Below are 24,095 nucleotides of genomic sequence, written 5' to 3' on the forward strand. Positions count from 1 at the left end.
GAATCTATAGCGATAAAATAAGGTACAAATTTTGCCTCTGTTAGGCAGACACTAAAATGTGTGAGCACTAACAATCAAACAAATAAGTAGGCAGTATCGGGATAGTGAAAACTACGACGTAAGCTCTTAAACAGAGCCGCGTCGCGGTTTCTCTTTGCTGGTAATGATACTATTTGTATGTAAGTGGCTTGAAGTCAGTGAATTATTGTGATTTTTTGAAACCCGAAGGATAATAGGAATCCTGTGCAACAAGTTTTCACCCTTGCGCTGACCAATTCAGTACGTGCTTCTTTTTTGAGTAAAAATTACTGCATGCCTGCATGACTATGACACGCACTTTCCTCTCCGTTAATTATTGTGAATACCGTTTTTTACATCTCAATAACTGTGCCAGTCAAACGTGGCAACTGGGGTGGAGAACGTGGCTTTTTCTACTAGCCATACTAGGTTGTATGGGTCATGGTACAGCGGTTCAGGCGCAGCAACGGGTCATGCCGGGGCAGGTGATACTCTATAACTTCCAGGAGGGTAGCGGTGGAACGGTCTATGATGTATCGCGGGCGGGGCAACCGCTCGACCTTAAGATTTACAACGCTGGCCTTACCAGTTGGGTAGCCTCGGGCTGCGGGTTGACAATCAATAATACCGTGTCAGCTACACAAAACTTTTCGGGTGTAGCGATTCAGTCAACGGCCAAAACGCTGAGCACTAAATCGACGGTGTTGGGCACGGGGCTGACACTTGAGGCCTGGGTGCAGCCCGCCGCCACAACGGGCGTGACGGGTCCGGCCCGCATCATGACCTTGTCTACTGGCACCGGCTCCCGCGATTTTTTGCTGGGCCAGGACGGCGCCAACTACGTGGTGCGGGTACGAACCGATGCGGCCCCCAACACCACCACGCCTGATTTGAACGGCACCTCGCCGCAACTCAACATTGGTGGTGTGTCTACCACTGCTCCGCAGCACGTGGTATTCACGCGCGACGCGGCAGGCAATGAAGCGGTGTATCTCAACGGGGTGTCGGTGTATACGGGTACGCGGCCGGGTACATTCAGCAACTGGGAAGACGCCCTGCTCACCATTGGTAACGAAGTGTCGTATGACCGGCCCTGGTCGGGTACAATCTACCTGGCGGCGGTCTATAACCGGGGTATTTCGGCTGCCGAAGTAACCCAAAATTTCAACGCTGGAAAATGCGCAATTGTACAGCCGCTGTGTGCCGCCTTGGCCACTGGGCAAGTGTCAGGGCAGGTATATCGTGATTTTAGCGAAGATGGCCTGCGGAATAGTTCGGGGGCCAATGTGAGTGCGGGCGAAGTAGGGGTGGCGGGCATTACCGTAACCGCCTACGACTGCAATGGCACCGCCGTAGCAACGACCAATACCACCGACGTTGGCTCCTATACATTGACGGGCCTCACTACGAGCACCCAGTACCGGATTGAATTGTCGAGCATACCTACCTACCTCTCGCCCAGCGTGGTGGGAGCCGACAACGGCACCACGGTCCAGTTTGTTACGCCGGGCAACTGCGCCAACCTGGCCCTAAATGACCCCGGCGAATATTGCGGCCCCAACCCAACGCTGGCCATTCCGTGCTACGTGAACGGCAACGCCCTGGGTGGGGGCACGGCGAGCACCGAACCCGCCCTGGTGACGTTTCCGGCCCTGGCCCGCAACGCCGACGTGGGACCTACCAAGGTGGCCGTGGCGAGTCAGGTGGGGGCTGTCTGGGGGGTGGCCTACAACAAGTTCACCCGGAAACTATACACGTCTACCGTAACCAAACGCCACTCCAGCTATGGGCCGGCGGGCATTGACGGCATCTACGTCACCGACTTTGCCAACGCTACCACGCCCACAACTACGTTTGTTGAATTTGCCAACCTGGGCATCAACGTGGGTACCGACCCCCACGCCCCCGGTGCACCAGCCAGTAAAACAGACAACTACCGCGACGAAACGGCTTTTGACGCCGTTGGCAAAACGTCATTTGGCGACATTGACATCGCTGACGACGGTTCGCGGCTGTTCGTGACCAACCTCTTCGACCGGAAAATCTATTCCATTCCAACGGTAAGCCCCACGTCGGCCAATGTTCAGTCGTTTTCCATCAACGCCGATGCCAATTGCCCTGTGGGTACGGGAGTAGCGCGGCCCTGGGGCCTGAAAAGCTGGCGGGGAAAACTGTATTCGGGCTGGGTGTGCGATGCGCAGGCCTCGCAGAGCCGGGTTAACCTGCGGGCGTTTGTTTATGCCATCGACCCGAGTGTGGCCGGGGGCAACCCCACGCTGGTGGTGCAGCCCTACAGCCTGACCTTTACGCGGGGACGTAGTAATAGCGACCTTAGCCAAGTGGCCGACTGGTACTCGTGGAAAACAACGCCGGAACAAAACTTCCTTATCAACGCCAGCAACAACCAGGCGATTATGTCGCAGCCAATCCTGGGCGATATTGAGTTTGACATCGATGGGTCGCTGCTGATGGGCTTTATTGACCGCAACGGATTCCAGAGCGGCTACCAGAACTACTATTTTTCAGACCCCAATAACGCCACCTATGGGAGCCGCTACAACGACTTATTCAATGGCTATGCCAACGGCGACATCTTGCGGTCGGCGCCCAACGCCACGTTTACGAGCTGGACACTGGAAAATAACGGTAAGTCGGGACCCATTACCACGGCCGGTGCCAGCAACACGCAGGGGCCGGGCGGTGGCGAATACTACGTGGGCGACGTCACGATAGACCATGACCAGGCTACGCAGGGTGCCCTGGCCCTGCTGCCGGGGTCGGGCAACGTGATCACCGTGGCGACGGATGCCTACCAATGCTGTTTCAACAACGGGATGCTGTACCTGAGCAATACCACAGGGGGGCAAACGGGATCCTTCCAAATATACAGTCAGGCCGAGGGCACGTCGGGTAAGGCCACGGGCCTGGGCGACATGGAGTTGTTTTGCGCCGTGCCGCCCATCGAGATTGGTAACTACCTCTGGCGCGACACCAACGGCAACGGCAAACAAGACCCCTGCGAACCGTCCCTATCGGGTATTACGGTGCAGCTGTTTCAGGGTAGTACGCTGGTCGCCACCGCCACCACCAACGCCAGTGGGCAATACTATTTTAGTTCGCTGGCCCGCGATTCGTCGCCAAGCGCCCAATATACGTTGCCCCTGTCAGCCAGCACGGCCTATCAGATTCGGATCCCGACGGTGCAAACGGGGCTGACAAACCTGACGTTGACCACGGCCAACGTAAATAGCAACGGCAACGATAACATCGACTCCGACGCCAGCATGTCGGGTAATAATGCCATCGTTAACCTCACTACGGGGGCTTTTGGGCAGAACAACCATACCTTCGATGTGGGCTTTACGTTCTGTCCTACGCTGGTGCCAACCAGCAGCGCATCGTTTTCAATCTGTTCGGGGCAGGCCACGCCTACGCTGTCGCTGACCTCCAACGGCACCTCAGCCATTACGTTCTACCGATCAGACGTGGTGCAGGCTAATCCTTACGCGCCCACGGGTACGACTACACTCGTTGGCGGCGGCACCCCCACGAGCAACAGCCTGGCGGTGGCGGGGGGTAGTTATTCGCTGCCCGCCAACACCGGCACCACCACGACTACCTATTATATCTATGCGGTGTTGAATCCCGCCGCCGCTGATCCCGCCTGCCGCCCGTCGGTGGTGTATCAGATTACGGTGAAGCCGATTCCGGTGGCTACGGCGGCGGGGGCTACCATCACCTGCGCCTCGCCCACGGTATCGCTCACGGGTACGTCGTCTGTTATCACACCAAGTCCAACGTACAGTTGGACGGCGCCGGGCGGGGGTGTGCTCACGGGTGTTAACCCAACCGTTAACGCGCCGGGAACGTATACGCTGGTGGTAACGGCCAACGGTTGCTCGAGTTCGGCGGTGACGGCGTCAGTCAGTTCCAACACCACCGTCCCCGTTATTTCGGCCCAAAACGACGGACCAATCACCTGCTTAAAACCGGCGGCAACGGTGTCGAAAACGGTGCCCGTGCTGCAAAGCTGGACCTGGACGGGGCCGGGTGGGTTGGTGTCGAATGCATCGAGTTTTACCACAAGTACGGCGGGCGTCTACAGGCTGACGGTGACGGCGGCCAGCAATGGTTGTACGGCCGTGACCACCACTACGGTGCAGGCCGACAACACGCCCCCCAACGCCAACGCCGGACCCGACCGCGAACTGACCTGCGCCATTACGCTGATTCAGCTGGCCGGTGGCAGCAGCACCCCCGGCGTATCGTATTCGTGGACGGCTTCAAACGGAGGTAACATCGTGAACGGAGCCAATACGGCAACGCCATCCATCAACGCCGCCGGAACATACACCCTACAGGTGACGGCCTCCAACGGCTGCGTCACTACGGACGTAGTCGTGGTTTCACTGAATAACACCCCGCCCAACGTCAATGCTGGACCCGACAAGGTGCTCAGCTGCACCCTGACCAGCGTGGTCCTGACGGGTAGCAGCAGCACACCGGGAGTTATTTACGTGTGGAGCACAGCCAATGGGGTAATCCTCGCAGGAGGCAACACGGCCAGCCCCACGGTAAGTGCGACGGGCACCTACAGCCTGCAAGTGACCGGCCCCAATGGCTGCGTAGCCAGCGATGTGGCCCTGGTCACGCTGGACAACGCCCTGCCCACGGTAGTGGTGGGCAACGACGGGCCACTGACCTGTGCTAAAACGAGCGTGCTGCTCTCTACCACAGCCAGCCCCGGCACGGTGAGTTATCGCTGGAGCGGGGGTCAGACCACGCCCACGCTGAGTGCAAACACGCCGGGCACCTATACGGTGGTGGTCACAGCCCCCAACGGTTGCACGGCCCAGGCCAGCAGCACCGTAGCCCAGGATATACTGACCCCCACGCTCTCGCTCTCCAGCAACTCCCCACTGACCTGTTCGCGGACGAGCGTAACGCTCTCGGCGGCGGTTGGTAGTTATGTGGGCAGCTATACGTATAAATGGAGTACGGGAGCCACCAGCACGAGCAACGCCAGCACGTTAACGGTGCCGGTAAGCACGTCGGGCACGTATAGCCTGACCATTACAACCACAAATGGATGTTCGGCCACAGCCAGCGTGGTAGTTGACCAGCGCATTGGTCAACCGGTAATAGCACTTACTAATGATGGCGACCTGACGTGCAACCGGAGCACTGCAACCCTTACGGCCAGCCTGACGGGTGCCAGCGGAGCAGGTACCTATACCTATCAGTGGAGTACCGGTGTTACCGGCAGCACAGTGCTCACGGCGGGTCAGGTAGTGGCCTTTACGTTGGCCGTGCAGTCGGCTGATGTGTTCAGTGTGACGGTCACTGCTCCCAACGGCTGTACGGCTACAGCATCGACCACGCTCAACAATGATACGTCGATCCCCGACGTGGCAGTCGTGAACAACGGGGTATTAACCTGCGCTAAAACCACCGCGATTTTAACGGCCACGATTACGGCCGGCACACTGACGGGAAATTATACGTACAAATGGAGCAACCAGGCATCGCCCACGGTGATTGCCCTCACGGCAGGTGGTTCGCAGGTGGTTACCCAGGTGGTGAGTGCGTCGGGCACGTACCAACTGAGCGTGACGGGGCCTAATGGCTGTTCAATGGTGGGCACTACTACCCTCAACAGCAATACGGTTGTGCCCCTTATGGCAGCTGCGGTAGACCGGCTTGTTAGCTGCGCCAACCCCACTGCCACGATTACCGCCAGTATTACGGCCAGTGGTGGATCAGGCACTTACGGATACGCCTGGACGGGCGCGAGCAGCGGCACAGTGCCCATCAACGCTGGGCAGGTAAGTACGGTGCCCCTGTCGGTGAGCGTAGCCGGAACCTACAGCGTGACCGTGACCGCCCCTAACGGTTGTACCAGTGTGGCAAGCGTAGTGGTGAGCAGTGACCTTACCACACCCAACGCCAACGCAGGTCCCGATAAGGCGCTTAGTTGTACGCTGACGAGCGTAGTGCTCAATGGCAGCAGTACCACGCCGGGTGCCGTTTATAAGTGGCGCACCAGCAACGGTACCATCGTGTCGGGCGGCACCACGGCTACGCCCACGGTGAATGCGGCGGGCAGCTACCTGCTGACCGTGACGGCTCCCAACGGCTGCACGGCCACCAGCGCAGTGAGTGTTTCGCTTAACAATACCGCGCCAACCGTCAGTGCCAGCATTGACAAAGTGCTTAGCTGTACGTTGGCAACGGTATCCCTGACCGGTAGTAGCATGACCCCCGGCGTCACGTATTTGTGGAGTGCCAACAATGGCGGTGCGATTGTATCGGGTGCTAACACGGCCACGGCTACGGTCAATGCCGCCGGTACGTATATCCTGGTGGCTACGGCCCCCAATGGCTGTACGGCATCCGATGTGGCTACGGTGGTGCAGGACATCAACGCACCTCAGATCACGATCAACAACGACGGTCCGGTTACCTGTGCCGACCCGGTAGTGCTCATCTCGGCGGCGGCCAACGCCACAGCGGTAGCTTATCGCTGGTCGAGCGGGCAAACGGTTTCATCGTTTACGGCGGGGTCGGGCACCTATTCGTTGACGGTAACGGGCAATAATGGCTGTTCAACCACGGGCATCACGACGGTGCAGAGCAATACCACCACGCCCACCGTAAGCCTGACCAACAATAGCCCGCTTACCTGCACCAAAACAACGGCCACGCTAACGGCCACGCCGGGCAACGTGACGGGGGGTAACTATAGCTATCGCTGGAGTACCGGTTTCGCTGGAAGCAGCAGCGCACCAAACCAGACCACGGTCATTGACGCCGCCGGGACGTATTCGGTTACGGTGATCAACGGCAACGGTTGCTACGCCACGGCTACGACCAATGTGCTGAGCAACACGGTGGCTCCAACGGTATCGGTGAGTGTCAATGGGCCTATTACCTGCGCTCGCCCACTAGCTACGCTCACAGCCACAGTCAGCCCGGCCGGTACTACCTACCGCTGGACAGGGCCAACCAACACGGGTGCCACCACCGCCGCCATCAATGTCGGTACAGTAGGCAGCTATTCGGTGGTGGTCACGGCCCCCAACGGTTGCACAGCCGCCGCATCGGCTACGGTTACCGCCGACCTGACATCGCCAACGGCCACGGCGGGTAACAACGGACCGATCACCTGCGCACAACCGTCGGCAGTCATATCGGCCACGGTGGCTAGCGTGGGGGGGTACACGTATCGGTGGGCTAACCCCGCCGGTGGGGGAGCTACGGGTACGTCATCGGCCACGTCGCTGTCGTTCACCACCACTACGCCCGGTCTCTACAGCCTGACTATTGTGGCGCCAAATGGTTGTTCGACCGTAACCACTACGACGTTAGAAGAAGATACCATGGCCCCCGGACTAACGCTCGACAACGACGGTCCTATCACCTGCGACCAGGCGTTTGTCACGATGACAGCCACGATCAACAGTCACCTGAACATGATGCACGACTACCGGTGGAGTTCAGGCGAAACCGGCACAACGGCATCCAGCATCTTCTACAAGTCGGTGCTGGCACCGGGTCCCTATAGCCTGATCGTTACGGCCCCCAACGGTTGTACCGCCACGGCCTCGACTACTGTATCACAAACACTTACAACGCCGGTTATTTCCATTTCGGCCAGTGGGCCTATCACCTGCAATAACCCGACGGTAGCCCTTACAGCGTCGTTAAGCAACGTCAATTCGGCTTACAGCTACGCGTGGAGCACGGGCGAAATTGGCAAGTCGTCGCAGTTGAGTATTCCCTTTTCAGCGTCGGTGGCGGGTGCTTATAGCTTAACGGTCAGCATTTTCAACGCGCCACCGGGTTGTTCGGCCATTGCCAGTACGGTAGTGGAGAGCAACACCGCTACCCCGCAAATTACGCTGACCGACAACGGACCGATCACTTGCCTGAACCCAACGGCCACGCTGTCAGCTACGGTAGCGGCGGTTGGGTTGTCGTATCAGTACGCGCTCAACGGCGGGCCACAGTCGGCCACCACCAGTGCGGCCACTCAGACGTTCCCCAACAAGGGGCCGGGCACCTACGTACTGAGCATCACAGCGGCCAATGGGTGCGTACAGTCGGCCACAACGGTAGTAACCGCTGACCAGCAATTACCCTCGGTTACGGCCACGGGCGGTACGCTAACCTGCGCCAAAACGAGCCTGACGCTGGTAGCCACAGGCACACCCAACGGGATAGCCTACGCCTGGACCGGCCCGAACAGCTACACCGCCCGCACCGCCGACGCCACCGTGAATAAACCCGGCACGTACACCGTCACGGTAACGAACCCGGCCAATGGCTGTCAGGCCAGCACTACGGCGCTGGTGCAGCAGGACGTTACCCTGTTTTCGGTTTCGGCCACGGGCGGCACCATCTCCTGCGCCAGTGGTAGCGTGAAACTGACTGCCAGACCCAGCTTGGCTGGTGCGTATTCGGCCTTGTGGACGGGACCAAACAATTACAGTTCGACCGAAAACAGCCCAACGGTGGGCCTGGCGGGCACCTACACGGTGGTGCTAACGAATGACGACAACGGCTGTTTGGCATCCGCCACGGCGGCGGTGTCGCAGGATAAGGGCCTGCCGGGGGCTTCGGCCAACGGTGGCACCATCACGTGCCTTCAACCAACCGTTACACTGCTGGGCACGTCGACCTCGGCCAACGTAGCCTACACCTGGTCAGGTCCGGGCATTACAGTGGTAAATAAGAACCAGCAGAATCCGGTAGTTAGTTTGCCGGGCGTGTATATCCTCACGGTGACGAGTCAGGGCAACAGCTGCTCGTCTGTTGCCACCGCCGAAGTGCTGCTCGACACCACCCCGCCCGATGTGACGGTGCAGTCGGGCAGTGCCTGCGTGGGGCAAACCCTGACGTTGCGGGCCAACTCGCAGACCGGTTCGGTGCGCTACGCTTGGCGTGGTCCGCAGAGCTTCACCAGTACGCAGGCCACGGTAACGATTCCGGCCACGACTACAGCCAATGGCGGAGTATACAGCGTGACGGTGACCAACACCGAAACGGGTTGCTACAGCGTCTCGTTGGTGCAGGGAACAGTGATTGCCTTACCCGATGCGTTCTCGCTGACGGTGCAGGAAGCACAATGCATTGGTGCCACTTCGCAGGCAAACGGCTTTGTGAGCCTGGCGGGGGTATCGCCAACAGACCGGTATGATTATACGGAAGGGACCACCTACGCCGGCGCACTCAGCTACGCGGGGGCTACGCCGTTGCCACCGGCCAGCGGCGGGTTGTTCAAGATCATCCAGAACATCAGCCGGGGTACGGCCAAAACGTATGTGGTGCGGGTGTTCAACGCGTCGGGTTGCTTTGCCGACAAGGTGATCTCGTTTGCCAACGCCGCCTGCGTGTGCCCACCACCCAAGTGCGTACCAATTTTGGTGGTTAAACGGAAGCGTTAAACGTGAATGCGCTTATTTCTTCAATTGCTGGTACACCGTTTGCAGGATGCCGTCTTTGAGGCCTAGGTCAGGTACGGCGATTTCGGTGGCCCCGGCCCATTCCATCACGGCCAGGTAGATCTCGGCGGCAGGCACGATTACGTCGGCGCGGTCGGCGTTGAGGCGGAGCTTGTTGATCCGGTCGTCGAGGCTGAAACCCGCGATGTAGTCGTGCATCCGCTGAATTTCGGCCAGGGTGGTGGTCGTGTCCGACGTTTTAGCTACCAGGTTGAAGAGCTTGCTGATGTTGCCACCCGTGCCTACGGCTACAATCGGTTGCGTCCGGTCGACGTTTTCGGCCACCCAGTCGTGCATTTTTTGCCAGGCACCTTTGGTCTCTTTACCTTCCAGCAACCGCACCGACCCGATCTTAAACGACCTGGAGTTCAGCTTTATACGGTTTTTGTAGAAGTTTAGCTCGGTGCTGCCCCCTCCGACATCGATGTGGATCGTTTGCCGTTCGTCGAGGGCTAGCACCACCACATTGTTGATGAGTTGGGCCTCACGTTGCCCGTCGATGATCTGGATGGGTATACCCGAACGCGCTTTGACCAGTTCAACCACCTCGCGGCCGTTGGTAGCCTCGCGCATGGCCGACGTAGCACAGGCCATAAAGCCCTCAACCTCATGCAGTTCCATCAGCAGTTTGTAAGCCTGCATCAGCTTCACCGTGCGTTGTACGCTTTCGGGAGTCAGGGCGCCATGCGTGAACACGTCGTGCCCCAGCCGTAACGGAAAACGAACGTATTCTACGCGTTTGAAACTCACCACGTCATCGTTGGTCAGCACGGTTGAGATTTGCAGGCGGGCGGCGTTGGAACCGATGTCGATAGCGGCAAGTTTCATAGGTTAGTCATTGATCAATAACTAGTAGGGGCAAAACTACGCCCAAACGCTTATTCTTTCTCACTATTGACCCGTTGGTAGCTATTCAGCAGGCCAACCGTTAAATTTGTACTTTTCCGGGTTAGCGGCCTTTTGCCATTAACTTTTTCCACGAAACTACTGGCTCGTTTTGCAACAGCTCACCGACCTCCTCCAGCAACGTATCCTCGTCCTCGACGGGGCCATGGGTACCATGATTCAGCGGTACGACCTCACCGAGGCCGATTACCGCGGCGACCGTTTCCGCGATTTCCCGCACGACGTGAAAGGCAACAACGACCTGCTGTCGCTTACCCGCCCCGACATCATTGCCGAGATTCACCGGCAGTATTTCGAGGCTGGTTCCGACATTGTAGAGACGAATACCTTCAGCGGTACGCGCATCGCCATGGCCGACTACCATATGGAGGACCTGGTGTATGAGCTTAATTACGAGTCGGCCCGGATTGCCCGCGAAGTGGCCGACGAGTTTACCAGCGCCAACCCCGACAAGCCCCGGTTTGTGGCCGGCGCCATGGGGCCCACCAACCGCACCGCCTCCCTTAGCCCCGACGTGAACAACCCCGGCTACCGCGCCGTCACGTTCGATGAACTGGTGGATGCCTATTACGAGCAGGTCGAAGGCCTCATAGACGGCGGTTCGGACATTCTGCTGGTCGAAACGATTTTCGACACGCTCAACGCTAAGGCAGCACTGTTTGCGGTCGATAAGTATTTCGCGAAAGCGAGCCGGTCGTGGCCTATCATGATTTCTGGCACCATCACCGATGCGTCGGGGCGGACGTTGTCGGGGCAGACGACGGAGGCGTTTTTGTACTCGATCTCGCACCTGCCGCTGCTAAGCGTGGGCCTGAACTGCGCGTTGGGGGCCGAACCCATGCGCCCGTATATACAGACGCTGGCGAAGGAAGCACCATTTTTTGTGTCGGCCTACCCCAACGCGGGCCTGCCTAACGAGTTTGGTGAATACGACGAAACGCCGGAGATGATGGCCGCCCAGGTAGACGGCTTCATGCGCGACGGGTTCATTAACATCATCGGTGGTTGCTGCGGCTCCACGCCCGACCATATTCGCGCCATTGCTGAAAAAGCCAAACAATACCAACCCCGCCCCAGGCCAACGCCAGAACCATATCAAAAGCTGAGCGGTCTGGAGCCGCTGAAGATCACGGAGTTAACCAACTTTGTGAACGTGGGTGAGCGGACCAACGTAACCGGCTCGAAGGCGTTTGCCCGGCTCATTAAATCGGGTGATTACGAAGCGGCGCTGGCCGTGGCCCGTCAACAGGTAGAAAACGGCGCGCAGATCATCGACGTTAACCTGGATGAAGGCATGCTCGATTCGGCGGAGGTAATGACCACCTTCCTGAACCTGATTGCCGCCGAACCCGACATTGCTCGCGTACCCGTCATGATCGACTCCTCGAAGTGGGAGGTGATCGAAGCGGGTTTGAAATGTGTGCAGGGTAAGGCCATCGTCAATTCCATTTCCTTGAAAGAAGGCGAGGAGGCGTTCATCGAGCGGGCCAACCTGGTGAAACGCTACGGCGCGGCCACGGTAGTAATGGCGTTTGACGAAGTAGGGCAGGCCGATTCGTTTGAACGGCGCATCGAAATCTGCGAACGCGCCTATCGGATTTTGGTTGATAAAGTGCAGTTCAACCCCCAGGACATCATTTTCGACCCCAACATCCTGACCGTTGCCACGGGGATCGAAGAGCATAATAACTACGCCGTTGACTTCATCAACGCTACGCGCTGGATCAAAGAAAACCTGCCGCTGGCGAAGGTGAGCGGGGGTGTGAGTAACGTGTCGTTCTCGTTTCGGGGCAACGAACCTGTTCGCGAGGCGTTCCATTCGGCCTTTTTGTACCACGCCATCCGGGCCGGTATGGACATGGGTATCGTGAACGCGGGTCAATTAGGCATCTACGACGATATTCCAAAAGATCTGCTCGAACACGTTGAAGACGTACTCCTGAACCGCCGCGACGATGCCACCGAACGCATGGTGACCTTCGCCGAAACGGTGAAAAGTAAAGGCAAGGAGGTAGTCGTAGACGATGCCTGGCGGGGCGGCACCGTGGGTGAGCGCCTGAAACACGCCCTCATCAAAGGCATTACCGAATTTATTGATGAGGACGTAGAAGAGGCCCGCCAACAGGTAGAACGCCCGCTGCACGTGATCGAAGGTCCCCTTATGGACGGCATGAACGTGGTGGGTGACCTCTTCGGCGAAGGCAAGATGTTTCTGCCCCAAGTGGTGAAATCGGCGCGGGTGATGAAAAAAGCCGTAGCGATCCTCACGCCCTACATTGAGGCCGAAAAGGCCGTGGGCGAAGCCGCCGGGGCGGGTAAAATCTTGCTCGCGACGGTGAAGGGTGACGTACACGACATCGGCAAAAACATCGTGGGCGTGGTGCTGGGGTGCAACAACTACGAGATCATCGACCTTGGGGTAATGGTGCCCACTCAGAAAATCCTGGATGCTGCCCGCGAACATAATGTAGATATTATTGGCCTTAGCGGCCTGATAACGCCGTCGTTGGACGAAATGGTAGGCGTGGCCAAAGAGATGGAACGGCAGGGCTTCACCATGCCGCTGCTCATTGGCGGTGCCACCACCTCGCGCATCCACACCGCCGTGAAGATCGACCCGCACTATTCGGGACCGGTCATCCACGTGCTCGACGCCAGCCGGAGCGTACCTGTGGCCGGTCGGCTGACGAGTGATGAACTGGCTACGCGCGATCTGATATTTCAGGAGATTAAAACCGAATACGCCCGGCTCCGCGATGAGCACGCCAAACGGCAGAAAGAGAAAAACCTGCTGACCATTGAGCAGGCCCGCAAAAACCGCGTTGCCATCGACTGGTCGGCGTTTGAGGCCACCAAGCCCACGTTCCTGGGCACCCGTGTTTTCGATGATTACCCGCTGGAGGAGATCGCTAAGTTTATTGACTGGACGCCGTTTTTTCAGACCTGGCAACTGAGCGGCAAGTACCCCGCTATTTTCGACGATGCCACGGTGGGCAGCGAAGCCAAAAAACTTTACGACGACGCCAACGCGCTCCTGCAACAGATCATCCGCGATAAGTCGCTGGGCGCGAAGGCCGTTATTGGTTTCTTCCCGGCCAACGCCACCGACGACGACGTACTGATTCACGAATACGAAGAGCTATCACGCGAGATTCCCTGCGAACGCCACGGCAGCCACCTGCATACGGAATATAAGATCAGTCGGGCGCAGTCGCAAACGTCGGTGACGCCCGCGGGGGAGTTGTTATTTGATACAAAGACTGTACTCCACTTCCTGCGGCAGCAGAACATGAAGGCGGCGGGTTTGCCCAACCTATGCCTCGCCGACTTTATAGCACCGCTGGAAAGTGGCCGCGAAGACTACATCGGTGCCTTTGCCGTTACAGCAGGTATTGGTATCGAGGCGCTGGTGGAGAAATTTGACCGGGATCATGACGACTACAACAGCATCATGGTCAAGGCCCTGGCCGACCGGCTGGCCGAGGCGTTTACCGAGTTGATGCATAAGCGGGTACGTACCGAGTTCTGGCCCTACGCACCGTCTGAACAATTGAGCAACGACGAATTGATCCGCGAGAAGTACCAGGGTATCCGTCCCGCGCCGGGCTACCCCGCCTGCCCCGACCACACCGAAAAAGCCACGTTGTTTGACCTGCTGGACGCGGGTCGGGCTGATATTGTGCTGACGGAAAGCTTCGCGATGTACCCGGCCTCGTCGGTGAGTGGGTTTTATTTCAGCCACCCCGAAGCCAAGTATTTCGCCACGGGCAAGCTCAACAAAGACCAGCTCATCGACTACGCCCACCGCAAAGACATGCCCCTCGAAGACGCCGAACGCTGGCTCGCCCCGGTGCTGGCATATTGATTACCAAACCTATAAGGTCTTCGGAGACCTTATAGGTTTATTTTGACCTTAGCTGAATCACTACATCCGCCACATGGATCATTTCATCGACCACCTCGAAATCCGCAATTTCAAATCCATCAGGGAATTGAAGCTAACCGGCTTCAAGCGTATTAACCTGTTTATTGGCCGACCAAATGTAGGTAAGTCGAATCTGCTTGAGGCAATGTCTGTACTTTCGTTGCCATATATTTTTGAAAGCGACATAAAATTCAATGAAGTAGTTAGGGTAGAAAGTCAGTTTGAGATATTTTTTGAGGCACAACATGTTCAAGAAGGCGCTTTTATATTTGCTGGTACACGGGATGGTCACATCAACAGTTGTAACATTTCTTATAACAAATTTGATTCTTTGATTGATTTTCACATAGAATATAATCATCAAATTATCCAAGGCAATCATGTCAAAATTTTAGACGAATACGAATTTACTATTATGGTCGATAATGAATCATTTTTGTTAAGAAAAAATACAGAAAAATTTTCATTTAGCACAATCAAACCATATTTTTTTAAAATTAATAAAGACGGTAAGATAAAAAAATGGCCATTTCTACAACCTCCCTTTGGTAATAATTTATTGTATGTTCTTCAACTCATACCTGAACTCAGGCAAATATATGTGAACTGGTTTAAGCAATATGGTTTACAATTAGTGCTTGACGCAACTACTCAATCTCTGAAAATTCAGAAAGATAAAAGTAACGGTGAAGTGTTCCAGTTACCTTATACTTCCATCGCTGACACGCTTCAGCGGATGATTTTTTATAAGACGGCTGTTGCATCAAATGAGAATTCGGTCCTATTGTTTGAAGAACCCGAAGCACACGCGTACCCACCTTACATTTCTGAATTTACGCAAGAAGTCATTAAATCGAAGTCAAATCAAACGTTTATTGTTACGCACAGTCCACTCATCGTTGAGCAGTTTTTAACGGAGGCTATAGATGATTTAGGCATATTCATGGTTGATTTTAAAGATGGACAGACGGTTGTGAAAGGGTTGTCGACAGATGAGATACGAGAGGTTTATAAGTATGGAATGGACCTGTTTTTTAACGGGGAAGCCTACCTCGACTAATGGAGCAGCATATAATTCCGGAGTGCTATATTGATACCCGATTGGTCAAATCGCTGTTGCCGTCTAAAAATCGATATAATCACCAGCATGGTTGTTCTAATGTAGAAAAAACCATGAAAACTAAGTTCAAAGGAGATTTTGCGCTTGGGATAATTGATAAGGATAAGAAAATCCTGAATTATTTGAACGAATGTCAACTTGTGACCGAGTTGCCTACTGTGCTTCAGCTTTTCAAGCATAGACAGGCCAATCATTACCTGATCATTATCCGACCAGCAATGGAAAGATGGGTAATGAATGCAACGACTATTGCGGGTCTATCTTTATTGAATTTTGATCTGCCTAATACCCTTGAGGGCCTGTGTGATATCACTAAAACATCTAAAGAAGATAAAGTAGACGTACATGCCTCTAAGTTCTACAGCCTTTTTAAAGAGTTAAATAGAATAAATCCGCCTGCTGTAGCTGTTCTAAAATTCTGGATTACCTACCTGAAAGATAATCCATACCAGGCGGACCTAGCTTACATTATTGACCAAACCCAGATTTACTGCGAATAAAGTAGCCCTTATCTACTGCCGTTTCTCATAATATTGATACAGCCTTCTTCAATAGCTTCTCGACTAGTGAGGCGGCGGCGGCGGCTTGTTTGATCGTGTCGGCGATGTGGGTGATGGCGGTATTGGTTTCGGTGAGCCAGCCGTTGAGGGCCGTAAGCTGCTGATTGGCTTCGTCAACCTGTTTTACGCTGTCAGCGAATTCGGCGGAGAGAGCGCTGATGAGCGATGCCCGCAGGCGCATACCCTGCGTGAGCATGTTGGTCTGCTGAGTTGCAGTAAGGCGACCATCGCGGGCCAGCGAAAAGCTCTTCTGCGCCGACCCGGCCAACTGTTCGGTATCAATCTTCTTCATCGGAGAAAACAGTAAACTGTTTAAGGATGGTCTGCTTTGCGGAGTTCGTTGATGCGCTGGGCGGCTTTCAGGAAGGTGTCCACCTGAGTTTCGTAGGCGAGCACCGTGGTCCGAAACTGCTCGAACGTGTGCGTTTGTTTGGCCACGCCCACTAACGCCGCATGTGATTTTTTTAACGATCGCAGCACGTCAGACGGGCGGTTGGCGCGGGTCAGGCGCAGTTGTTCGGCGGCACGCTGAATTTCGGTGAGGCGTTTTTTTAGCTCCTCATAGGGCATGGCTTTGCGGTTGGCCAGGTTATTATAGGCTACCATAAGCTGCGTTAGCTTTTGATCATCGCCCGTTTTTTGCGCTAAATACACGTACCGGTCCAGGTCTTTGGTCAGGAAATCGAGTAACTGATTAATGGGAGCTTCGCCTTGAAAAATAGCCTGGCGCACAGCCCTGTCGCGCTGGTTGGTGAGGGCAGCTTCACCAACGATGCCAATCAGGGTGCCGATGGGTGAAATATAGGCTGCTGCCTGCTCGTCGGCGCGTTGGTGCTGCAACTCGGCGAAGGTGGTCTGGATAGCCCCCAGGCTACTGCCCAGCGCGGCCATACTGGTGCGTAGTTGCTTGGGGGCTTCGTTGCCCGCCAGCGCCGACAGGTTATCGGCATAGAGGGCCAACTGCGCCAGTAGCGCAACACGGGCCTGCACGGCGGCGGGGTCGAAGGCATCGGCCATCAGGGCGGTCTCTTTCCCCTGGGCATCAACCTCCTCCACCCGTTGACCAGGATTGAGCAGCAGCGTCAGAAAATACAGATCGCGCTCATACTGGTTCAGGGCGTTGTAGTACGTACTGATAGCCGATGTAGCGGCCGCCGTGCTTTTCTGCAACGACTCGATAGGTGCCTTGTAGGCTCGCTGGCAGGCCAGTGGGGTGAGCCAAACGCCAAACAGCAATAGATAGCCTGGTATTCGTAGAGACGGAATCATACCCCAAGATATTAGTCTTAATTCGTAAAACGAAGCATAGTCTGTGGGGCGCGTGTCAATCTTGTGTAGCTGCCTGTTTGGGAGTGCTTTCTGAGCTGTGTCGGGCTGGAGTTTTGTGAAAGTGATGCGGTTAAAGCGGTCTTTACAGGGTGGTGTCAGGTCGTTTGGCCAATTCGGGGTAAGACAAAATTAGAACACACAGTATCAGCGGAGCAGGGTTACAACGCCGCGCTGTTTTCTGACGGTGCCGCCTATAAATTCTACCAGTACCTCATACACGTAATTGCCGGGCGGCAGGGCTTGCCCGTTCTGTTGGCCGTCCCACCCTTCCGTTTGTCGATTAGGCCTTAGGTCTCTGCCTACGTAGACCTCGCTTCCCCAACGGCTAAACACGCGCAACTCCCGAACCATGGTCACATTGCTGCCGTAGACATTGAAAAAGTCGCTGGTGTTGTTGCCGTCGGGTGTGAACACGTTGGCGGTGTAGAGCGCACAGGTGTCGACCCGCACCACGTCCTGCCGCAGCACCGAGTCAGGGCAGATACCGTTGTTGCTTACCCGTAGTTTGATGTCGTATGCCCCCTGCCGCAGCCGAATCTGCGGGTTTTGGGCCGTAGACACCAGCACAGTGTTGGCGTACCACTGCCAGGTTGTCGCGCGCTGCGACTGATCCAGCAGTGACACCAGCGTGTCGGAGCAGACAAGGCCGTTGTTGGCCAGACTAAAAACCGCTTTGGCCCGCTCACGCACGTTGACTGAATGCGATACGGCGCTGGTGCAGGCTATAGGGAACCCCACAATGGTCATCGTGACCGGATAGGCGTTGCCGCCCGCCGCAAAGGCGTGGGTCGGCGAAAAATAAGTCGAATCGATGGGGGAGCCGTCGCCGAAATTCCAGCGAAAGCGGTACGCCTGGTTCGACAGGTTTCGGAGGGTTACCGTCTCGCCGGGGCAGGCTACGGCCGGGTAGCTGAAATTACCCGTTGGGATGGTGTCTGTTTTGATTGTCAAGTCTTTAGCCATGTACCCGCCGCATTCGGGATAGACGGTCTGCGTTATTTTGTAGGTCGTGCCTGGCTGGCTGAAGCCCGCATAATCTACAATGGGGCCGTCGAGCAGGTTGCCGTTTATGGCCCACTGCACCCGCGCGGGTTTGGGCGTTGAGGAGTCTTTGAACCGGACCGTTTCGCCGGGGCAGATGGTAGTGCGGCTGATCTCAGACAGCACCGTCACCGAGTTGGGCAGCACCGTGATGCGGACGGTGTCGCTGGAGGGGCCACAGGTGCCGTTGATGTCGAGCCTGACGAGATACACCTGTTTGCTGGTGGGCGAGGCGTATTCGTGGGTGAGCACCGCCGCCAAACTCACTACTGCCGTGTTGCTGTCGCCGAAGGTCCAGGTGGCGTTGCCCTGGAAGCCGGTAGACCGGTTGGAGAACGTCAGGCTGGTGGGTGGGCAGAGCACTGTACTGCTGTTGACCCCGATTTCGGCTTTGGCGTTGGGCAGGATCGTTACGGCGGCGGTGCTGGTGAAACTGCCGCAGGCGTTGATTCCCTCCAGCCTCACCATATAGTCCTGTGGCTGTCGGCTGGTGTTAACAAACGTCTGAGGGCCAGGCTGGTAGGCAGTGCTTTTGGTTTGGTTGCCAAAGTCCCAGTTGTAGCTCACACCGCTTTGAGCCGTACCGCTCACGGCAAACGTGATGGGCAGTGGCGAACAGACCGTCTGCGAACTGGGCGTGAGAATGGCTTTTTCGGGAACGGGCAGGGTTGTCAGGGTTTTGGTGGTGGTGGCGCTGCAACTGCCGGCATTCGCTATCAGGGTCACCTGTGCGCTACCGGCGGGCAGTTTTAGCGTTGGTGTGGCTGTGGTGGCTACCTCTGCTCCGTTGACCAGCCACCGAAACGCCGACGCCCCCGTAGACGTGTTAACAACGCTGACGTTTTTGTCGCTGCACCCCCCACTGATACTGAAACTAGCCACCGGCTGCCCCACCGTTACAGTGGCCGTGGCGGTGGCACTACAGCCGCTGCTACCCTGCACGGTGTAGATCAGCGGCAACGTAGTTTGGGTAGGCAACAGGCGCGACAGAAACAGACTGTCGTTGCGGATGCAGCTGGGGCAGTTGGCCGACGTGCTCCACAACCCACCCGCAGGCGTACCCGTGAGCTTCACTACGGTTTCAGACTGGCAGGCAGCTTTGCTGTCGGCTGTGACGGCCACGCCCGTTACGTTGATGGTTACGGTAGAGGATCGCTGGCAGGCACCCACGCCGCGCTGGTAGCGTAGGGGAAAGGTGCCCGTGGTTTTGGGCGAAAAAAAATAGGCCGTGCCGCGCTGCACGAGTCCATCCGCAGGATCCCACTTGCCGTCGGTGAAGTCGGTGAGTAGGGGCAGGTCGGCGGTGTTGGCGCAGAGGGTGGTGTCGCGCCCCGGCGAGAGGATGCGGGCGGCCTGTGCGCTGCCAACGGTGAACGACACGCTGGTGGGCACGTTGCCGCACAGGTTGTTTAGCCGACCTTCTACTACCACAACGTAAGGGGTGTTGGTCACTTTCAGGAGGGTGTCGCCCGAAGCGGGCAGCAGTTTGCCGTTAATAGTGTAGGTCGCCGTTTTGTCGAACGGCACGGGCCGGTAGGTGAAATCGGTGCAGGCAGGGGCGGGCGTGCTTAGTTTGAGCACCGGTATGTCTTCCACAATGTGTTTGCAGGTTACGGGCACACTCCACTGCCCACAGGCATTTTTCACGCGCAGGGTAACGACGTAGTTGCCCGGTTTGACAAACCTAATCTTCGGGTTGGGTGAATTGTAGTTGGTTTTTTCGAGGTACTCAACGGCGGGCGTAATGGTCCATTCGTAGTCGCGGGCGTTGATAGAGCCAATGCCGTCGAGCCGGATGATGCCTCCGCCGTCGAAACAGATGAACGACGAGTCGAGCCGAACGGCCACCACCCGGCCGGAATCAGGCCCGATTTTGGCCACTGCCTGATCGATAATGCTCACCGGCACGGGTGTTCTGGTGGGTGCGCCCACATTGCAGACGTTGGAAGCCAGAATCGTTGCCGTGTAACTGCCGATTTTGTCGTAAGTATGGGTCAACTCTTTGCCCGACTTGCCATCGCCGTAGTCAATAGAATATGTGACATCCTTTGCCGGGCAAAAATCTACGCCGAATGTCACCTCCTGATTAACGCAGGCGGGGTTACGGTTTAGCTGAACGGTAGCTTTGGGCGGGTTGGTGAACAGGATGATGCCCGGCGCTAGATTTGGGGACTTGTTACAGGCCGCTTTGAAAGTCGACGTCAGCAGAATTGTGTACCGTTTATCGTACATGCAGTCGGGCAGGTCATACTCGTGGTCTTTGATGAACGACGTGTCTTTAGTTGAACGCGGAATGACGACGCTGAACTTCTCGGCGGGTAAATTATCGTTCCAGTCAATCTCCATCTGCTCTACGTCGCAGTTACCGGCGGGCACGTTGATCTGAATAGACGCCTTTGCTTTCTTGACCCCCTGCGGCACGCAAAAACGCTGCTGTACTACCTTGATGTTGATTTCAAGCTGCTGCTGCGCCCAGGCAGCACAACTGCCAAACAAGAGCAGTGTCAGGGCAATAAGTAAGCGGGTAGTGGTTGCGTTCATAGGTGGTTTGGATGGAATAATACATTTACTATCACGCTATTGAGGGCAGCTGAGTTGTTTTCTGGCTCCTTTCCCGTTGGGCTTTCCTTTCCCGTCCGGGCAACCCGGAATAAAGTCGGTGAGGCGAAGCCGGAGGCTGAACTCGAACGAATTGCCCGTGTAGCCCGTCAGCCCGGAGATGGTGGCATCGTAGCTGAAGCCCACCGAAAAGCCATTACTCTGAATGCCCACCAGGGCTACCAGGGCATCTTGCGTGGGCTGGCCAACCAACTGCCGGGAAAGGGGTACACCCCGGTAAAGCAGCCCCAGCACAAACTGGTAATAGCCCGTATACACGCCAAAGTCGAGCTGACGCAGGCTGCCCTGCATTCTGAAATTGGCCAGTGGCGTTACGCTCCACGCCCCAAAACCCAGCCGCGACCCTGCGTGCAGGCTGATGTGCATGGGCAGCCGGTAGGTGGGTACGCCAGCCCCCATCTCGATACGCGGCTGGTTGATGTGCGACACCGATATGCCAATCCAGTCCATGTCGCCGTACTTACTGGCATCTTTGTCGTCCTCATCCGAATCGGTGAAGCTGAAGTCGATCAGGCCACCTACGCCCACGTCGAAAAACGCCCTGGAGAGGCTGGCTGTGGCGAAGGGGTCCTGCGTGGGGTTAAGCGTACCGGTGGTGGTCAGCTGATCCATAAACGTGAGGCCATCGCGGCGGTAGCTGCGTTGCCCAGCCCCCAGATATACCCCCAGCCGGGCCGAATACTGGTCGCCTTCCAGAACGGCCGGCACCAGCGTAATACCGCCATTGAGGGTCTCAACGGTGCTGCTTTGCCGGTCGTTCATCAGCAACACGCCGCCCCCCAACTTGAGCCTGCCGCAAGCATAAGGCACGTCGGCCGAGGCGGCGAAGGTGTTATACTGCCCCAGGTCCCGCCACTGGTTTCGGTAAATGGCGTTGGCCCGGATGCCGTTGCCGTAGCCCGCATAAGCCGGATTGAGGTAAAGCGGCAGGGCATAATATTGCGAAAACTGCGGGTCCTGCGCATAGGCGTTGAGGCCAAACAGGCAGAGACAGCCGAGGCGGTACAAAAGGGGCATCGTTAAGTGGTGTGGTATAAAAAGGGGCAGAAGCGGCTTCGAAAAAACGCTCTCCTAGAAATGTAGCACCAGCCAACAAGCTTACCGGGCGTAGCCGCATTAAATCGACTGCGACTTTATTAAGCGGTAGTTTTCGGATAAAAGACAGGGGGCAAACTGTTGATCAAACGATTAGTAGAATAGGGGTAACTGCCATTTCAGGCCTATAGCTGCCGTGTCGCCAGACCGCAGCAGAAGACGGTAAACAGAAAACTTCCTTCCTACGCCCGCGGCAGGGTAAACCAAAACGCGGCCCCGTCGGTGACGGTGGTGTCGAGGCCGATTTGGCCGTTCATGCTCTGGATAAATTCACCCGAAATGGCCAGCCCCAGGCCTGTACCGCTGGGTTGACCGCTGGAGCCGGGCGCGCGGAAATACCGGTCGAAAATGCGGTCGCGGTGTTCGGGGCGGATGCCCGCGCCGTGGTCCCGCACCCGGAACTCGACCCCCTGTTCGGTGGTTTTTGCCGACACCTCGATGCGCCCCTCATCGGGCGAATGCCGGACGGCGTTCGACAGAAAATTGATCAGCACCCACGAGGCCTTATCGGGGTCGGTGCGGACGTCGGGGAGCGTGGCAGGCAGGTTGGTGCGCAGGTCGATATGGCGCTGCGACGCCGTAACGCGCAGGGCGTTTACGGCATAGCTGATAATATCGGTGGGGGCTACGGGCTGGAGGTTCAACTGTATCTGCCCCGATTCCACCTGCGCCATGTTGAGCAACTCGCCCGTGATGCTCAGTAGCCGGTCGGCGTCGCCGCGGACGTTGGCAATCAGGCTTTTCTGTTCGGGATTTAGTTGACCAACGCGTTGATCGTCAAGTAGTTTCAGGCTCATCTTGATGCTTGAGATGGGCGTTTTCAGCTCGTGCGATACCGTGGCGATGAAGTTGGTTTTGGCCTGATCCAGTTCTTTGTAGGACGTGATATTTTTGAGCACAATCACGTACCCCGCCCGTACGGTCTGGGTGTCGCCGGTGCGGGTGATGTCTACGGGCTGGGTCTGGCGGGTGAAGTAGCTTTCCTTGTCGCCGTCATAAATTTTCAGCAAACTTGGTTCCATGCCGGTCGTAGGCGGGGTACCCTGTGGAATGGCCGTTGGCCCAACCGACTGAACCGTCACATCCTGAATCAGTGTGCGCATGAGGTCGTTGTGCGTGGCTACGTCGGGGGCATATTTTCCCAGCAAATCGGCCTCCGACAACCCCAGCAACCGACTGGCCACCTGATTCACAAACAGCACATACCGGTTCTGATCCAGCCCGATGATACCGTCAGACATGACCTGAATGAGCGTGTCGATGCGCTTTTTCTCAAACAAAATCCGGGCGATGTTCGAGTGCTCGAACTCGTCGAGTTTCTGGGCCATGCTGTTGAACGATCGGGCCAGTTCGCCAAACTCGTCGCTCGATTTAAAGTGCAGCCGCTCTTCGAAATTGTGGCTGGCTACTTGTTTGATGCCCTCGGTTAGTTCACGGAGGGGGCGGGCAATGTAGGCGGGGAAGTTGATGATAAACGACAGCACGATCAGGAAGCACAGCGTTCCCACCGCAGCCAGCCACACCAGCGCGTCTTTGGCCGTGCGTTTGGCTACTTCGTTTTTTCGCACAATGGCGTGCCGGTTGATGTCGTCAATACGGAATAACCCCGCCCGGATGCGGCCGATGGTGGTTTCGCGGCTGGGGTCGGTGGGGGACAGGGCGCGCAGCCGGTTGAACTCCCGCCGAATGGCCGCTACTTCGGATCCTTCACCCACTTCGGTGATGTTGGCCTGTTCTTTTGTCAGGTTCCTTTCAAATTCACCGTAGGCATCGCTGTCGGGCTTGGCCTGAGCGTCGGCCAGAGTCTTCTGCATGTTGCTGCCGTATTCGAGCGAGTCGTAGTTGTCTGTTAAAATTGCCTGCGAGTCGTTCGACAGTTGATTGAGGTAATAGGCTCCCAGGCCACCCAGAAGCAGGATAATGGCGAATAGAAACGCCAGGGCTGAGGCTATTTTGGCTTGTAGGTTCATCGTTGAGTT

General features: G+C 56.7%; 10 protein-coding genes. 4 read left to right on the forward strand and 6 right to left on the reverse strand.

What is annotated here, in order from left to right; all coding sequences use genetic code 11:
- Positions 1-452 precede the first annotated feature (452 nt).
- A complete protein-coding gene (locus J2I48_RS02695; protein WP_207333852.1) occupies positions 453-9,464 on the forward strand; it encodes an SdrD B-like domain-containing protein in 9,012 nt (3,003 codons plus the stop codon).
- Between the two features lie 12 nt (positions 9,465-9,476).
- Here J2I48_RS02695 and J2I48_RS02700 read toward each other — a convergent pair whose 3' ends face one another.
- Positions 9,477-10,349 (reverse strand): Ppx/GppA phosphatase family protein, encoded by an 873-nt coding sequence (locus J2I48_RS02700; protein ID WP_207333853.1) that lies wholly within the window; start codon positions 10,347-10,349, stop codon positions 9,477-9,479.
- A gap of 223 nt (positions 10,350-10,572) precedes the next feature.
- On the opposite strand from J2I48_RS02700, the gene metH reads away from it, so the two are divergent.
- The 3 genes from metH (at position 10,573) to J2I48_RS02715 (ending at position 15,972) form a co-directional block, all read left to right on the forward strand.
- Positions 10,573-14,292, forward strand: coding sequence for a methionine synthase (gene metH / locus J2I48_RS02705; RefSeq protein ID WP_374758146.1), 3,720 nt, complete (start codon positions 10,573-10,575; stop codon positions 14,290-14,292).
- A 73-nt stretch (positions 14,293-14,365) separates the two neighbouring features.
- A complete protein-coding gene (locus tag J2I48_RS02710) occupies positions 14,366-15,412 on the forward strand; it encodes an AAA family ATPase (RefSeq protein WP_207333855.1) in 1,047 nt (348 codons plus the stop codon).
- A gap of 113 nt (positions 15,413-15,525) precedes the next feature.
- Positions 15,526-15,972: a hypothetical protein gene (locus J2I48_RS02715; protein ID WP_207333856.1), complete on the forward strand. Its 447-nt coding sequence runs from the start codon at positions 15,526-15,528 to the stop codon at positions 15,970-15,972.
- Between the two features lie 25 nt (positions 15,973-15,997).
- Here J2I48_RS02715 and J2I48_RS02720 read toward each other — a convergent pair whose 3' ends face one another.
- The 5 genes from J2I48_RS02720 to J2I48_RS02740 all read right to left on the reverse strand — a co-directional run bounded on the left by J2I48_RS02720 (position 15,998) and on the right by J2I48_RS02740 (position 24,086).
- On the reverse strand, positions 15,998-16,324 hold the full coding sequence (locus J2I48_RS02720) for a hypothetical protein (RefSeq protein WP_207333857.1): 327 nt from the start codon (positions 16,322-16,324) through the stop codon (positions 15,998-16,000).
- A gap of 20 nt (positions 16,325-16,344) precedes the next feature.
- Positions 16,345-17,301 carry a hypothetical protein gene (locus tag J2I48_RS02725; RefSeq protein ID WP_207333858.1) on the reverse strand — a complete coding sequence of 319 codons (957 nt, stop codon included), beginning with the start codon at positions 17,299-17,301 and terminating at the stop codon, positions 16,345-16,347.
- A gap of 204 nt (positions 17,302-17,505) precedes the next feature.
- Positions 17,506-20,943: a PKD domain-containing protein gene (locus J2I48_RS02730; RefSeq protein WP_207333859.1), complete on the reverse strand. Its 3,438-nt coding sequence runs from the start codon at positions 20,941-20,943 to the stop codon at positions 17,506-17,508.
- 36 nt (positions 20,944-20,979) lie between these two features.
- Positions 20,980-22,038, reverse strand: coding sequence for a PorP/SprF family type IX secretion system membrane protein (locus tag J2I48_RS02735; protein ID WP_207333860.1), 1,059 nt, complete (start codon positions 22,036-22,038; stop codon positions 20,980-20,982).
- A 260-nt stretch (positions 22,039-22,298) separates the two neighbouring features.
- Positions 22,299-24,086: a HAMP domain-containing sensor histidine kinase gene (locus J2I48_RS02740; RefSeq protein ID WP_207333861.1), complete on the reverse strand. Its 1,788-nt coding sequence runs from the start codon at positions 24,084-24,086 to the stop codon at positions 22,299-22,301.
- Positions 24,087-24,095: the final 9 nt, after the last annotated feature.

The organism is Fibrella aquatilis, from assembly GCF_017353255.1.
In the GTDB taxonomy this organism is placed as follows: domain Bacteria; phylum Bacteroidota; class Bacteroidia; order Cytophagales; family Spirosomataceae; genus Fibrella; species Fibrella aquatilis.

Coding starts and splice junctions, on each gene's coding strand:
- J2I48_RS02695 (WP_207333852.1), top strand. CDS start 453: ATGGGTCATGGTACAGCGGTTCAGGCGCAGCAACGGGTCATGCCGGGG.
- J2I48_RS02700 (WP_207333853.1), bottom strand. CDS start 10,349: ATGAAACTTGCCGCTATCGACATCGGTTCCAACGCCGCCCGCCTGCAA.
- metH (WP_374758146.1), top strand. CDS start 10,573: ATGGGTACCATGATTCAGCGGTACGACCTCACCGAGGCCGATTACCGC.
- J2I48_RS02710 (WP_207333855.1), top strand. CDS start 14,366: ATGGATCATTTCATCGACCACCTCGAAATCCGCAATTTCAAATCCATC.
- J2I48_RS02715 (WP_207333856.1), top strand. CDS start 15,526: ATGAAAACTAAGTTCAAAGGAGATTTTGCGCTTGGGATAATTGATAAG.
- J2I48_RS02720 (WP_207333857.1), bottom strand. CDS start 16,324: ATGAAGAAGATTGATACCGAACAGTTGGCCGGGTCGGCGCAGAAGAGC.
- J2I48_RS02725 (WP_207333858.1), bottom strand. CDS start 17,301: ATGATTCCGTCTCTACGAATACCAGGCTATCTATTGCTGTTTGGCGTT.
- J2I48_RS02730 (WP_207333859.1), bottom strand. CDS start 20,943: ATGAACGCAACCACTACCCGCTTACTTATTGCCCTGACACTGCTCTTG.
- J2I48_RS02735 (WP_207333860.1), bottom strand. CDS start 22,038: ATGCCCCTTTTGTACCGCCTCGGCTGTCTCTGCCTGTTTGGCCTCAAC.
- J2I48_RS02740 (WP_207333861.1), bottom strand. CDS start 24,086: ATGAACCTACAAGCCAAAATAGCCTCAGCCCTGGCGTTTCTATTCGCC.